This is a genomic window from Actinophytocola sp. (genome assembly GCF_045807065.1).
Classification (GTDB): domain Bacteria; phylum Actinomycetota; class Actinomycetes; order Mycobacteriales; family Pseudonocardiaceae; genus Actinophytocola.
Map to the genome: position 1 here is coordinate 1 of NZ_JBJMIE010000117.1, position 13,277 is coordinate 13,277.

The following is a 13,277-nucleotide window of genomic DNA, read 5'->3' on the forward strand; positions in this document are numbered from 1 at the left end:
AACACGTCGACGCCGACGAACCCGCCCGGCACGCCCGGCACTCGGGCGTGGTACAGGACAACGGCCAGCACGGCGACAGCACGCAGGCCCTCCACGTCCGGCCGGAAGTCCCACCGGCGGGTGACGTCGTCAACCGCCCCGGTCCCGGCCACGGAACCGCCGCCACGCCGCCATTCCCGCCGGGTGAGGCCGCCCGACGGCGGCGGCCCACCGTGTCGACGGACCGACCCCGGCCGGCCGATCATCGCGACGAGTCGGGTGTGGACGGACCGCACCCTGGCTCGTTCGAGTGGTCGTCGGATGGCACGGCGTCGATGATGTTCGCGGCGTCCAGCACGAACAGCGTGCGGTCGGGCCGCAGCACGGCAACCCAGACGCGGCCGGTGTCCGGGTCGACGACGTGTGCCACGGTGACCACACTGCGGAGGAACACCGTTGGCTCCACGGCGTTCGGGTTGAGGTGGGTGACGATCGCGCCGCGATCGAAACGGGATGTGTGAGCCATGGCGGTGTCCTTGGGAGAAAGGGCGCGTCGATCGGCGCGGCCCTGTCGATGAGCCTGCACAGCGCCGACTGCCTGACGCCCCGGCCGTATACCCGGCTGTGCGCACGCGATGCGCGTCGGCCGGAGAAAAAACCATGCCCGCCGTGCGCGTGATCGCAATCAGCCGACACCCGCTCCAGGACCGCCGACCCGCGTACGTGGCATGACGAGAGGACGCCCCGGTTTGGTTCCCCCACGTGCGGCATTCCGGCCGTCCCGACGAAGGGACGTTGCATCGTCGAGGACTGCCGCCCGCCGCGCGTGGACGTGACGGCCGTGGGCGCGTGGCCAGGGCCGACGGTGACGGTGCATGCGTACTCGCCGCCGTTGACCGACACCGGTCAGTACGCCGAGTGCGAGGACGGGCTGCTGCATCGCCGTCCCTCGCCGGCCGAGGAGCAACTGAAGCCCCAGGGGTGGCAGGGCACGCCGACCACTGTCGAGGGCGCGCGGACGACACAGCAGTGGACGCACCGGCATCTCTGCCTTGTGCGGTCGTCTACTCGTGTTCGCGCAGTTGTTTGGCGAGTGCCGCGCGGAGTTCGGCTGTTCCTTCCCCGGACAGGGCGGAGATCGGGAGGACGTGTGGGTGGGCGCGCTGGAGTGCGGCGATCCAGGCCGGTGCGGCGATGTCGATCTTGTTGAGGACGAGTAGTTCCGGTACCTGTGCGGCGCCGATCTCGTGCAGGACGCGGTGGACGGTGGTGATCTGGTCGAGTGCGCCGGGGGCGGCGGCGTCGACGACGTGGAGGGCGAGGTCGCCCTGGCGGACCTCTTCCAGGGTGGACTGGAAGGCGTCGACGAGTTGGTGGGGGAGGTGGCGGACGAAGCCGACGGTGTCGGTGAGGTGCAGGTGCCCTCGTCGAGGGTCGGCCACGGGGTGGCGGGCGGTCGGGGTGGTCGTGTGGCGGCAGCTGGCTGTGGAGGCTGCGGTCCTGTTGGGGCGGGCCGGCGAACCCCGCCCGCGGCGCCGGGTCGTGCTTGCCGTCGTGCTGGCCTTGGTCTTCGTGTCGATGCTGGTCGTGGCGTTCCACGGTGTCGCTGACGACGGTTTCGGTCACCATGGCCTGGGCCACGACTGAGTCGGTCGTCAGTGTTCGTGCCAGAAAGTGTCGTGGTGGTGGAATGGGTTCGCGGCTTGGGCGAGTTCGATGCCGTCGTGTAGGTCGGTGGCGCTGTCGAGGGCGGTTTGTGCGGAGAGGGCGGTGATGCCGAGGACGACCGTGCTCAGCAGGGTCACCATGCCGTGACCGGCCTTGGTGCCGGTGGGTTCGCCGAGCAGGGCGGATACGCGGCGGGGGACTGGGCCGCCGGTCGCGGCGAGGGTGAACCCCGGGTGTGGGCGACCGGCGAGCGCGGCTTTGGCGACCGCGTGCGCGACGACTGTGCGGTCACCGAGGCGGTGGGCGGCGGTTTCGTCGGCCCAGCGTTCGAGGGCGAAGCAGGCGGCCGAGGTGAGTGGGCGCAGCAGCGGGTTGAGTGTCGCGGACACGGTCAGCGCGATCAGGAACATGTGGTGGCGCGCGGCCAGATGCGCGCGTTCGTGAGCGAGTAGCGCGCACCGTTCGGGTGGGGTCAGCGCGGCCAGCATGCCGCTGGAGATGGCGATGCGTCCGCCTCGGCCGGGTGCGGCGAACGCCACCGGTTCGGCACCGGGCAGGATCACGATCCCGCCGTCGCGGCTGTGGACGTCGCCAAGTTCCTCAACGACGTCGCCGGAGATCTCGTTCAGCATCCGTGTACCCAGGACCACCGCTTCAGACGATCCAGTCGGCGGTGTGTGCGTGGGGCCAGGGTCATGAATGCGGGGCCTCCTGGTCGTCTCCTTTCCGTGTGGTTCGCGCGTCATCTCGTCCCGCCCGTACGTAGCCAGCCGACTGGACACCTATGCCCACCATCGAGGCGACCAGGAGTCCGATCCCGGCGATGGGCGTGATGTGCCAGAAACTGGCGACCACGCCGGTGAATCCGGCGCGAAGGCCACCGCCAGCGCGACCCGCACGAACACGGATGAAGTCAGGCGCCGCCGGTACGTCTCCTGGCTGTTCACGACCACGAGAGCGGCGAGGATCGGAATCGCCACCGAGAGGCGATCACGCAGATCCTGGGGGACAGGTCGAAATATCCCGGCGGCGCCATCAGGAACGGCTGCACCATGACGATCCCGATGGTGATCAGGCCGCCGTGCATCAGGTTCTGCTGGCGCAGGATCTCTTCCTGCTGTCGCGACCACCGCCCCTTCCACCACGCCTCCTCCGTGGCGGCCTGCTGCTTCGACTGTTCCTCCAGCTCAGCGGCCTCCTGAGCCCACGCCTTCTCGTCCTATTCGCTCTCATCCACGGACATCATGATGGCGAATGGTCACACCGAGGATGCTGGCAGCCAGTGCTCGCTGAGCGTGTCCACTACTCTGTGATACCGTATAGTGGTACTCGGTGCTACGCAGTACCAGGAGGACCGAAGAGGACCCGGAATGGATGATCTGACGGAGATGCTGAAGGGCACGCTCGAGGGCTGCGTGCTCGAGATCGTCGGCGGCGAGGAGACCTACGGGTACGCCATCACGCGTCGGCTGAACGAGCTCGGCTTCGCCGACGTCGTCGAGGGGACGGTCTACACGATCTTGCTGCGCCTGGAGAGGAACGGGCTCGTCCAGGTGACGAAACGACCGTCCGGGATGGGGCCGCCGCGCAAGTTCTATGCGCTCAACGCCGCGGGACGCGAAGAGCTCGGGAGGTTCTGGGCGAAATGGGAGTACCTCTCATCGCGAATAGACAAGCTCAGGGAGGGCGGGAGATGAACTTCTGGGAGACCATCACGGGTAGCGATCTCACCAGGGAGTACAAGGCGTTCGAGGCCCGGGCCGAGGTGTTGCCGGCCGACTTTCGGGCGGCGTGGGAACAGATCAAGGCGCACCTGTTCCCCTACGGGAGCCTCACGGGGCGCAACCTGATGCCGATCCTCGACGGCGCCCTGGGGCTACTCGAAGAGACAGCGGCGGACGGGCAGAGCATTCACGAGGTGCTGGACGAGGACATCGCGGGCTTCTGCGCGGCGCTGGCCGGTGGAGAAGGGGCTCGGAGCTATCGCGACCGGTGGCGTGAGCAGTTGAACAGGAACGTGGCGAGGAAACTGGGCCGGCTGGGAGGCTGACGTGGGCATCCAGGACATCATCGAGGGCAAGAAGCAGTGGCGGGCGCACATGGCGCGGGTCAAGGCACTCCCACCGGACTACCAGATCGTCTACAAGGAAATGCAGAGGTACTTCTTCAAGGTCGGACCGGTCGACCTGGCCGACGGACATCTGCTCTCCGGGATTGCCGATTTCTTCGAAGAGGGTGTCGCGGCCGGCAAGGGAGTCCTGGAACTCATCGGCAACGACGTCGCCGCCTTCTGCGACGACCTGATCAAGGACTCACGCACCTACGCGGACATCTATCAGGAGTCCATCAGCGGGAAACCCGGCGCGGCCGAGAAGTAACACCCGTCGAGCCACGGCACGGGTGGGCGCCTTGGATCGACAGGTCGTTGTTACGCCAGTGGGCGCAAGCCCAAAACCTCTGGTGAGCTGAGCAGCTGTCAGCGCGTCGGCAGATCCGCGCTTGGCCATTTCAGGGTGACAAGAAGGGTGGGCCATTCTCTGAACCGCGTCTCGTACGGGGAGATCAAACGCCACGCGGGCCTGTGACGAGCGCCGAAGGCTTCCCTGCAAGGGGATGTGGTTCTCCCGTCAGGTCGGACAGCGCAGTAGCGACTTCCTGGATGCCGCATTGATGTAGGTGTTTGTCGCGTCGCCGGTGCGGTGATTGTGCCCGGCGTAAGCGCGGGCGATGCCGTAGCCGAAGTTGCGTTCGACCCAGGTGATGGTCGTGTGGCGTCGCCACTGAGCCTTTTCATCCTGCGGCGACTTCGTAGTTCTGTAGGACGTGGATGGCTTTGGCGAGTCGGTCAATGCGATTCGGGTTTGTTCTTGCCTTTGTAGAGGGTGATCACCCATTGGCCGGTGTCGTCGTAGCCGTGGTAGCCCTTGTCGCCCAACGCGATCAGGCCAACTTCCTCGAGCGCGGCGAGGATGTTCCAGATCCGTGCCGCGGCGGTGTCGTGCGTGCTGCCCGGCAACTCGCCCGACACCCACAGGATCGTCCCCTCCGGAGACGCGATCACCTGCAGATTCACCCCACGATGCTTGTGCTTCCCCGAGTGTGCGCCGTGAGGCGCTTGTTGTTCGAGTGGAGGTGAAAGACCATCACCGCTGTCCTGTCGCAGCAGGACGGTTGAAGCTGGGGCAGCGCCACACCGAACCCATCCACCGGCGGTGGGCGCGGATGAGGTCGGACACGAAGCTCAGGGTCTGACGTGACAACGGCAGCGCGGCACGGTAGAACAGCATCCGAAGCCTCCGGTACAGGACTGATCTTGGTCGACAGCCCTCCTACCGGAGGCTTCATCTCGTTGTCACGCCAACACACCGATGTTCACCAGCGCGTGATCCACATCCCCTGTCTACCAACACATCCAGATCAGGATGAAAAACGCTCACTCTTCTTCGACGGATACGCCGGACCGCGAACGAACTCGCGAGATCTCAGGGAGCCGATGGCGTCGGTGGGTACACCTCCACTTCGGCGAGGTGCAGGGGAACACCGGTGGAGGCCAGTTGCACCCGGACGTAGCGGGCATCGCCGGTGAACGTCGCCGTGGTGAGTCGGGGAACCGTGCCGGGTGCGGTGAACCGCTGCGCGGTGACGTCACCGCGCTGGAGGAGCGTTGCGAGGTCGTCGTTTCCGAACGGCTCTTCCGCGACCAGGACGTAGAAGTCGTTCAGACGTTGCACGCAGCAGTTGTCCGTCCGGTTCCACACGTTGACCGCGCCGATTTCCTTCACCGCTCCCAGGTCGACCTGCCACCACGGCTGGTTCATGGCGCTTTCCGGGGACTGGGCGGTGTGACTGACCGAGCCTGCGGAGTACGCGCCGTTGGTGTCCCCGTCGATCGCGCGATCCGCTCCGGCGTCGCTGAGGGTGCTCGACTGTGTCGCCTCGCCCGAGGCGGCGTAGTTCGGCATCTCCACGGCGATCGTGACAGGAACGCTCACGGTCCATCCCGTGGCCGTAACCGAAGCGGTTATGTCGTACGTTCCGTTCTTCGCGGCGGCGGGCGCCTTGGCGTCGAAGGTCACGTCGGCCTTCGACTGGGCGACAACAGGCGCGACTTGTTGGGTGGCAGGCGATATTTCCCACCCTTCCGGCGCCGTGACGGTCAGTTCGGTCCCGGGGATGTCGGTGACGTCGCGGGCTTGAACGGTGACGGTGACGGGCGCCGACACGCCGGGCAGGACGGGCACTGCCGGGGCACTCGCCGTGACGACGACCTGCGGGACGATCCGATAGGACCCGCCTGCGCGCACGGGGAACCTCAGGGTGTCCTTCGACCTCTGGGCGGTGACGTTTCGTCCGTTGGCGTCGTAGACGCGCACTGGCCTGGTGAACACCTCGTTGCGCAGGACCGCGCTGTCCTTTCGAGCCGCTGTCAACCGGATCTCGGTGAGGTTGCCGTCCTGCCAGTCGAATCCGACGCGATATCGGCCCCCAGCAGCCGGCGTGTCCTCCCGAGTCCCGTCACCGCCGGTGTAGGCGACCATGTCGCCGTTGACGTGCAGGACTCGCGCGGCCGAGGACGGTTGGTGGCGGACGACCGTGGGCGCCGTGTCCTCCATGACCCTTCCGCCCGGCGCCACCGCTGCCACGCGATAGGTGACCTGCGCTGCTGTGGACAGGCCCGCGGTGTCGTCGATGAAGGCGGTCTCCTTCAGACCGGACCTGAGCAGCCGGTACGTGGGATCGCTGCCGATGGCCCGGTAGACGTTGTACCGACTCGAGTCCGAGGTGGACGGCGTCCAGGTGAGCTTGACCTGGTCGCCACTGTCCGCGTCGACCTTCAGACCGGACGGGGCGGCCACGGTGGCCACGCTGGGGATCGAGGTGACCGTGTAGGTCTGTCCCTTCTTCGTCTGCAGGCTGATCTCGTCGGCTGACCGGCCGGTGTAGTGGACGGTCCGCCCTCGGGAGTCCTTCACCACGGCGCCGTTCAGCCCCGGGTAGCGCAGGTCGAGCTTGCCGCCCGCCCGGGACGTGACGTCGAGGCGGGTGGCCCGGGAGTCCGCCCAGGTCGCCGACACCTCGAAGCCGCCGCGAGCCAGCAGACCCGCATAGGAGCCTGCGCGCCATTGGGCGGGGATCGCCGCCAGTGGTGCGACGGCGCCGTCGTGGCTCTGCAGCAGCATCTCGCTGACACCGGCGGTGACACCGAAGTTCCCGTCGACCTGGAACAGCTGGTTCGTCAGTGAGTCGCGATGGTTGTTCCAGAGGTTGTGCATCGCGTGGTGGGTCAGCCAGTACGTGAAGAAGGAGTAGGCCTTGGTCCCGTCCTGGGCGCGGGCCCAGGCCCCGATCCGCTGGGCTTGGGACCACCCGGTGCCGCCGACAGGACCCCGGCCGTCGAGCGACACCTTCGCGGCGTCGAGCCATGCCCTGGTCGAGGAGTTCACGAGCTGACCGGGGTAGAGGCCGAGCAGCTGTGAGATGTGGCGGTGCTTGGGGTCGCCGATCGACCCGTAGGTGGTCTCCTCCCGGTATTCCTTGATCTGACCGGAGTCGCCGATGACGATCGGGTCGAGCTTGGCCATCTGGTCGCGGTAGATCGCGAGCCGCGGGTTCATGCTCGTCGAGATGCCGAGGAGCTTGGCGGCGGCCAGGGTGTTGCGGTGGTTCTCGTAGATCTGCTGCTGGTCGAACGTGGTGCCCGCGGTCTCCGGTCCGCTGTTCTCCGGAGACTGCGACGGTTTCGCGAGCAGCTTGCCGTCGATGTCGCTCACGAACCGGGAAAGGAAGTTGGACTGTCCTTCCAGAACCGGGTAGACGACGTCGCGCAGCAGTTCCTTGTCGCGGGTGTAGTCGTAGTAGTCCCAGAACAGCTGAGCGGTCCACGGGCCGGTGCCGAAGCCGGAGTGGCCTGGGCGCGTGGCCTTCTTGTAGGGCCAGTTCGAGTTGCCCATCGCCCAACCGTTGTCGCCGCCCGGGTCGAGGTGCGACGGCTGGTACTGCTTGATGACGTCGGTCGCGTAGCTCTGCTGCACGGGAAGGTAAGCGGCGTTGTACTCGACGTAGGGCCGGAACGTCTCCGGCAGGTTGGTCTGGAACGCCGGCCAGTAGTTCATCTGCAGGTTGACGTTGTGCCAGTAGCCCGACCGCCAGGGCGGGTCCTCGTACACGTTCCACAGTCCCTGCAGGTTAAGCGGCAGCGAGCCTTCCCGGGAGCCGCTGATGAGGAGGTAGCGGCCGAACTGGAAGGCCAGCTCCTCCAGGTAGGGGTCGACCTTGCCCGCACGAGCCGCGTCGATGACCTCGTCGGTCGGGACCGTGGGTTCGGTGCCGCCGAGGTCCAGCCGGACCCGGCCGTAGAGGCGGTGATAGTACTTCAGGTGTTCCGCCCGGAGCCCGCTGTAACCCTTCTCGGTGGCATTGGTGATCGCGGCGCTGACCTTGTCGTGGGGCAACGGCAGGCCGTCGAGCTTCTTGAGCCGGTCCGGTTCGCTGAACACCTGCGGAACCATGCGGTAGTTGGTTCCGCCGGCGATCAGCACGACCGCGCTGTCGGCGTCCGCGACGACGATCTGGCCCTTGCCGGACGGGTTGGACGCCGTCATCGTGCCACCGGTCGGGATGACCCGGAACTGCCCTTCGTAGCGGACGTCGTAGTACTCCATCGCGCCCGCCATGGTGATCGTGTCGCCATCGGCCGTGACGGTGCCGGTCTTGCCGCGGTTGCTGTTGCCCGCGTGGTCCTCGCGCAGGTAGGGCACCTCCGGCCGCAGGGTGAAGCTCAGTTTACCCGGTTTGGACGCGCTGAGCTTGACCGCGACGACGCCGGCGTCGTGACTGGCGAACACCTCGCGTTCGTAGTCCACCCCGCCGTTGGTGTACGACACATGGGCGATCCCGTCGTCGAGCACGAGGTCACGGCTGTACGCGCTCGGCGACGTGTGCGGGAAGTCGAGGTAGACCTCGGCGAAGTTGTTCAGACCGCCGACGTTGTCGCCGTCGTAGTCCTGGAGGCTGTTCTCGGTGAGCTGGAGACGTTCCCGGGACACGCCGCCGAAGAGATTCACGCCGAGGGCGCCGTTCCCCATGGGGATGGAGCGGTCGATCCACCCGCCGTTGTCGTCAGGCGCAGGCTCGTCGTACCACATCCGCAGGTCGCCGGCTTCCGCCGGAGGGGCCGCGGAAGCGGTCGGGATCGATCCCGACCACGCGACACCACTCGCTGCCATCGCCACGATGAGCAAGAGCGCACCTCTCGTGCGCCACGGTCTGATCGACATCGATGTCTCCCGCTTCGCCCGGGTAAACCTCCGATGTGTATAGCTTGTTTGTGTGCCCGGTGTAAAGACGATGGCATCTGAGCTGGGCATACTCGATACTGTGTAACCAACTGAATCCTCGGACATCAGATCTCTTGACGTCGGCCTGTGGGGCTTGGTCGCCGACCCAAGTCAGCCGGGTGTCACGGCGGCCGGAGTTCGCGATCCCCGGAGACGTTGCCCGTGTGCACTCGGCCGACAGGTAAGTCTTCGTTCACTACTTTCGGGTTGCTGTTCAGTACTCGTCAAGTGCGCATTCGTACGTTGGGGCCATTGGGGAAGTGCTCGAGCCGTAGGGCTCTTCACGCGTGCTGACCCTTACCTTCATAGTGCATGCCATTAGGCGCGTTGGATGCCAACTCGAGTGAATCGGCACACCGTTGACCTGTCCGCCTATCCGGACCTCATCGTTCTGTACCTCGGGATGCGGGTGAACCTGTACGGAATCCGCACCTTCTTCAGCTTCGGTCGGAAGATCAGTGCGTCGGTCGCGGACGAGCCGGACGGCCTGTTGCTGCACGAGCCCGTGTACTACTCGTTCTTCCCGATGAACATGGGGATGCGCCAGTACTGGCAGGATCTGCCGTCGCTGCTCGACTTTGCCCGGTCGCAGCCGCATCGGCAGTGGTGGTTGGACTTCCTGGCCGACTCCGACGGCAACGGTTTCTGGCACGAGACGTACTCGGTCAAGGGCGGTATGGAGGCCGTCTACGACGATGTGCCCAAGCCGCTTCGCCGGGGTCCGGCGCGCTCGAGGACCCATGTTCGGTTCGGCGGCCCGCCTGGGACGCTCCTACGACAGCAGGCCGGTCCTGAGCGAGACGGACCTCCACGAGTCCCATGACGTGGAGAGTCGATGACCATCACGGAAACCATCCCCGCCACCCTCGCCGCGGTGCACGGACTTCGCGACACCTCCGCGATCGCGGGAGGGGACGGAGATCGTCGGGTTCGACAGGGGCTACGTGCATCCCCGACCGCCGGAAACTCCGATGATACGGGTAGCTGGTAGGCGGTGGTGACGATCGACTTCGGCACCACGTACTCGGCGATCGGCGTCACCAGGCCGGACGGCACCGTCGAGAACGTGCGGCGCGCGGACGGGCAGGTGCTGGTGCCGTCGGTGGTGTCGTTCAACAACGTCAAGCGCCAACTCGGCACCGGCAGGCTGCTCAGTGTCGGGAACCAGTCGCTGACCCCGGAGCTGGTCGCCTCGCTGGTCATCCGCAGCCTGCGTGACGACGCCACCGCGGCCACCGGCGTCACGGTCCGCCGGGCCGTGGTCGCCTGTCCCGCGAACTTCAGCCGCCACCAGAGAGCCGCGCTGCGGCAGGCGTTCGAGCTGGCCGGGCTCGAGGTCCTGCGGATCGTCGGCGAACCGAACAGCGCGGGAATGCTCCCGCTGTCCGAGAACGGCGACGAACTGAGGTACCTGGTCGTCGACCTCGGCGGGGGCGGATGCATTGATTGCGGAGGTAAGGCGCCAGTCGACCCAGACGTCGCGGTTGCCGACATGCTCGCCGCGGACTTGAAGCCCTTGGAGCCATACGCCACCGCGCTGACTCGATGGCGCTGTCGTTGCCTCAAGTGCGGCAACGTGGTCGAGGTTCGCTTGGCCGGAGTGCGTAACGGCAACGCCGGTTGCCTGCACTGCGGCAGGGCCGGCTTTGCTCTCCGTGGCCCGGCCATCCTGTATCTGATCACCCATCGCGGACACCGGGCTCACAAGATAGGAATCATGGGCAGGAACGCGGTTCGGCTGGATCGCCACAACCAACAAGGTTGGGCAACGTTCGGAACATTCTCGTTTGCCCATTATGTGGACGCGTATCGTGTCGAACAAGGAGTGCTGCGCCTGTTGCGGCAGGAGATGGGCATATCGTCGTATCTGCCCTCCGAGGACGTATCAAACGGCTGGACAGAAACGATCGATGCCCGACGGATCACCCTCGCCGCACTCCGAGGACTTGTCGGCGAGGAGACGACTCGCATCATCGATGAGCGACGCAGATTTCGACGGCAGAGATCCAGTCTCACGAATCGACGTTCAGGACCCAGGCGGACGGACGGATTCGAAATGGTGGGCGTTCCTCGACCGCCACTCACGTCGTGGACTCACCGGAAGACCGAGTCAACGTCACGATCAGGCAACGTAGGCACTGGTTCGTACTGTTCGCGCCGCACCCCCACTTGCCTGCATCTTTACGTGGTTGTGGTGACCTGACGCTCCGTCCGGCGGATGGCGGGTGCCACCCGCTGGGGTGGGCTAGACTCTGGCGCGGGCCGTGGCGCTGGTCCGAACCGAGTCGGACGTTCATGTTGAACATTGACGCCCACGCCGTCACCCGAATGTATCTCGGTCAAGGACAGATGATCGCGCTGGTAGTGGTGTGTCGTGACCGTGACGAGCAGGCGCGGAGCGTGGGTGGCCGTGCCGTGCGAGGAGATCCGGCATGACTCGTGACCATCGGCGGAAGAAGGCTGTTCGTGCTCTCGCCGCTACCACCGGCAGGTCCTACGCGGACGCCGCCACCATCTTGACCACCTCGCCTACCGGGTCGCCCGTGCTGGCCGCGCGGTTGCGAGACCAGCTGGTCACGGTCCTGGAAGCGGCGGGGTGGCCTGTCCAGATCGAGCACAACCCACAGCCACGGCTCTGCGCTCCTACGGCGGCCCAGCCACCGCGGACGTGTCCCGTGTCGGGGAGCCGACGCGGGGACAAACGAGTGATGAGCATCCCGACGACCCCGCGGTGTTCGACCTGACCGCTCCGCTGCAGGTCACGGTGTGACGCCGCTGGTCCCCGAGCTGTCCCCGGAGTTGGATCGGGTCATCGGTCTCGACGCTCACGAGATTCCCGGGCACTGGCCGGTTGGTGAGATCGTCGCTGAGATTGACCAGGTGGCCGGCGCGGCCCGTCGTCGGGACGTCGCCGATACCTCGTCCCGCGCCGACTGCGGCATTTGCGGTGACGGCTACCCCGAGGCAGGCCTGTTCGAACCCACGCCCAGTCCCGTTCAAATCTGTCCGTGCTGCGTATTCGACGGCGACCTGCTCGGACCTGATCCGGCCTACCTGGCCTATCAGATCGACCAGGCCACGACCCAGGGCCTGGCGATACCGGCTGGATGGGCCGGCGCCCAGGTGCTGCTGTGCTGCCTGGGCGGTCCCACCTTGCCAGAGCTCCTGCATACGGTGTGGCGGCCAGCCGGGACGTGTACGAGCCGCTGGAGTACTGGTCGGACCCCGTCGATGGTGTGGATCTGGTTGCCGTCCCCGTCACGCCGGCCCGCCGCACTAGCCGAACTCGGCGCCGGGGCGTCACTGGCACACATCACGACCGCCATCGACCGTGCGCACCCCGACCTGTGCACGCATTCCGCGCCCGCACGGACCAGCAGATCACCGACTATCTGACGGTGAATACGGCGACGACGTCGACCACGACATCGACGCGACCAATAACCGTGACGGGCTACGTGTCTCCGATGCCATCCTGGATCGGTTCTGGCCCGCCGCCATCGCCTACACCGTCGCGATGCTGACCCAGCAGGACGACCGGCCGAGCCACCGCAGCCCGTGGCATGTCCTGGAATCCTTCGAACTCGGAGACTGGATCCACGTCCTTGACCCCGACCTGGACTCCCTACCAGGTCGAGACCGTCCTGCGCGAGGCCATCCATTCATCCGCGACACCCTCGACCCAACCGACCATGACGCGTGAGTCCCAGCGCACACCACGTCCGCTCCGAGCCCGCAACCGACGGAACCAAATGCATAGGGACGCACTGAGCATCAGCAGAATCGCACCGTCATACCGCGAGGTGAGCTTCCCCCCGAACCGTGGAGGACTCCTCTATGCGGCTCGGTTGGCCGCAGCGGTCTCGTAGTCGATCGGGGATTGCATGCCACAGGAACTGTGACGACGTCGTCGATTATAGAAGTCGACAACCCATTTCGCAATAGTCTGTTGCGCTTCTTTCCGGGTTTGAAATGATGCCGGGAGAGCACTTCGTGTTCCAACGTTGAGATGAATGATTCGGCTGCGGCGTTGTCGAAACACGACCCGGTCCGGCCCATCGACTGCCGAATGCCGAGCTTGTCACAGAGCACGGTGAAATCGTGTGCGGTATAGGTACCAGGTCGATCCACGGTCGGAGTGGAAGATCACCCCAGCGACGCATTCCTTCCCGCCGCGGGCGGCGACGGCCATCTTGATGGTCTCACCAGCGAGTTCAGCGTCCGGGTGGGCGCTGGTGGCGTAGCCGAGCAGCCGGCGGGAGAACAGGTCAATCGCCGTCGACAGGTAGAACT

The 13,277-nt window shown here is 66.2% G+C and carries 14 protein-coding genes and 1 pseudogene; 7 read left to right on the top strand and 8 right to left on the bottom strand.

All coding sequences use genetic code 11. From position 1 onward, the window contains the following. The 3 genes from ACJ73U_RS06790 to ACJ73U_RS06800 form a co-directional block, all read right to left on the bottom strand. A partial coding sequence (locus ACJ73U_RS06790) for a hypothetical protein (protein WP_407776668.1) occupies positions 1 to 275 on the bottom strand: 275 nt, incomplete at its 3' end. Further along, positions 242 to 505, bottom strand: a complete 264-nt coding sequence (locus ACJ73U_RS06795) for a hypothetical protein (protein ID WP_407776669.1) — start codon at positions 503 to 505, stop codon at positions 242 to 244. The genes ACJ73U_RS06790 and ACJ73U_RS06795, both read right to left, overlap by 34 nt. Positions 506 to 1,043: 538 nt before the next feature. After that, positions 1,044 to 1,421 (bottom strand): GTPase, encoded by a 378-nt coding sequence (locus ACJ73U_RS06800; RefSeq protein WP_407776670.1) that lies wholly within the window; start codon positions 1,419 to 1,421, stop codon positions 1,044 to 1,046. A gap of 43 nt (positions 1,422 to 1,464) precedes the next feature. Between ACJ73U_RS06800 and ACJ73U_RS06805 the strand changes: the two genes are divergently transcribed. Further along, a complete protein-coding gene (locus tag ACJ73U_RS06805; protein WP_407776671.1) occupies positions 1,465 to 1,626 on the top strand; it encodes a hypothetical protein in 162 nt (53 codons plus the stop codon). A gap of 8 nt (positions 1,627 to 1,634) precedes the next feature. Here ACJ73U_RS06805 and ACJ73U_RS06810 read toward each other — a convergent pair whose 3' ends face one another. Then, positions 1,635 to 2,279 carry a M56 family metallopeptidase gene (locus ACJ73U_RS06810; RefSeq protein ID WP_407776672.1) on the bottom strand — a complete coding sequence of 215 codons (645 nt, stop codon included), beginning with the start codon at positions 2,277 to 2,279 and terminating at the stop codon, positions 1,635 to 1,637. Positions 2,280 to 3,017: 738 nt separating this feature from the next. On the opposite strand from ACJ73U_RS06810, the gene ACJ73U_RS06815 reads away from it, so the two are divergent. The 3 genes from ACJ73U_RS06815 to ACJ73U_RS06825 are packed head-to-tail and all read left to right on the top strand — an operon-like array spanning position 3,018 to position 4,025. After that, on the top strand, positions 3,018 to 3,344 hold the full coding sequence (locus ACJ73U_RS06815; protein WP_407776673.1) for a PadR family transcriptional regulator: 327 nt from the start codon (positions 3,018 to 3,020) through the stop codon (positions 3,342 to 3,344). Then, positions 3,341 to 3,697: a DUF1048 domain-containing protein gene (locus ACJ73U_RS06820; protein ID WP_407776674.1), complete on the top strand. Its 357-nt coding sequence runs from the start codon at positions 3,341 to 3,343 to the stop codon at positions 3,695 to 3,697. The genes ACJ73U_RS06815 and ACJ73U_RS06820 overlap by 4 nt, the downstream gene beginning before the upstream one ends. A 1-nt stretch (position 3,698) precedes the next feature. Then, a complete protein-coding gene (locus ACJ73U_RS06825) occupies positions 3,699 to 4,025 on the top strand; it encodes a DUF1048 domain-containing protein (protein WP_407776675.1) in 327 nt (108 codons plus the stop codon). Positions 4,026 to 4,437: 412 nt separating this feature from the next. Here ACJ73U_RS06825 and ACJ73U_RS06830 read toward each other — a convergent pair. Beyond that, positions 4,438 to 4,934, bottom strand: a pseudogene (locus ACJ73U_RS06830) (transposase family protein). Positions 4,935 to 5,129: 195 nt separating this feature from the next. Beyond that, the gene (locus ACJ73U_RS06835) at positions 5,130 to 8,879 is read right to left on the bottom strand and encodes a glycosyl hydrolase family 95 catalytic domain-containing protein (protein ID WP_407776681.1); all 3,750 of its coding nucleotides are present in this window, start codon (positions 8,877 to 8,879) and stop codon (positions 5,130 to 5,132) included. Positions 8,880 to 9,315: 436 nt separating this feature from the next. On the opposite strand from ACJ73U_RS06835, the gene ACJ73U_RS06840 reads away from it, so the two are divergent. From ACJ73U_RS06840 to ACJ73U_RS06850, 3 genes are all read left to right on the top strand, one after another. Further along, entirely contained in the window at positions 9,316 to 9,807 is a 492-nt protein-coding gene (locus ACJ73U_RS06840; RefSeq protein ID WP_407776676.1) for a monooxygenase family protein, read from the top strand. Positions 9,808 to 9,981: 174 nt separating this feature from the next. Continuing rightward, positions 9,982 to 11,187, top strand: coding sequence for an Hsp70 family protein (locus ACJ73U_RS06845; RefSeq protein WP_407776677.1), 1,206 nt, complete (start codon positions 9,982 to 9,984; stop codon positions 11,185 to 11,187). A 1,128-nt stretch (positions 11,188 to 12,315) separates the two neighbouring features. Beyond that, positions 12,316 to 12,687, top strand: coding sequence for a hypothetical protein (locus ACJ73U_RS06850; protein WP_407776678.1), 372 nt, complete (start codon positions 12,316 to 12,318; stop codon positions 12,685 to 12,687). A gap of 132 nt (positions 12,688 to 12,819) precedes the next feature. On the opposite strand, the gene ACJ73U_RS06855 is transcribed toward ACJ73U_RS06850, so the two are convergent. Continuing rightward, a complete protein-coding gene (locus tag ACJ73U_RS06855; RefSeq protein ID WP_407776679.1) occupies positions 12,820 to 13,026 on the bottom strand; it encodes an integrase core domain-containing protein in 207 nt (68 codons plus the stop codon). A 39-nt stretch (positions 13,027 to 13,065) separates the two neighbouring features. Then, the coding region (locus tag ACJ73U_RS06860; protein ID WP_407776680.1) for a DDE-type integrase/transposase/recombinase at positions 13,066 to 13,277 on the bottom strand (212 nt) is incomplete at its 5' end.

What these genes read in the sequence shown, in the direction of transcription:
- ACJ73U_RS06795 (WP_407776669.1), bottom strand. Translation starts at nt 505, where the DNA reads ATGGCTCACACATCCCGTTTCGATCGCGGCGCGATCGTCACCCACCTC.
- ACJ73U_RS06815 (WP_407776673.1), top strand. Translation starts at nt 3,018, where the DNA reads ATGGATGATCTGACGGAGATGCTGAAGGGCACGCTCGAGGGCTGCGTG.
- ACJ73U_RS06840 (WP_407776676.1), top strand. Translation starts at nt 9,316, where the DNA reads ATGCCAACTCGAGTGAATCGGCACACCGTTGACCTGTCCGCCTATCCG.
- ACJ73U_RS06810 (WP_407776672.1), bottom strand. Translation starts at nt 2,279, where the DNA reads ATGCTGAACGAGATCTCCGGCGACGTCGTTGAGGAACTTGGCGACGTC.
- ACJ73U_RS06820 (WP_407776674.1), top strand. Translation starts at nt 3,341, where the DNA reads ATGAACTTCTGGGAGACCATCACGGGTAGCGATCTCACCAGGGAGTAC.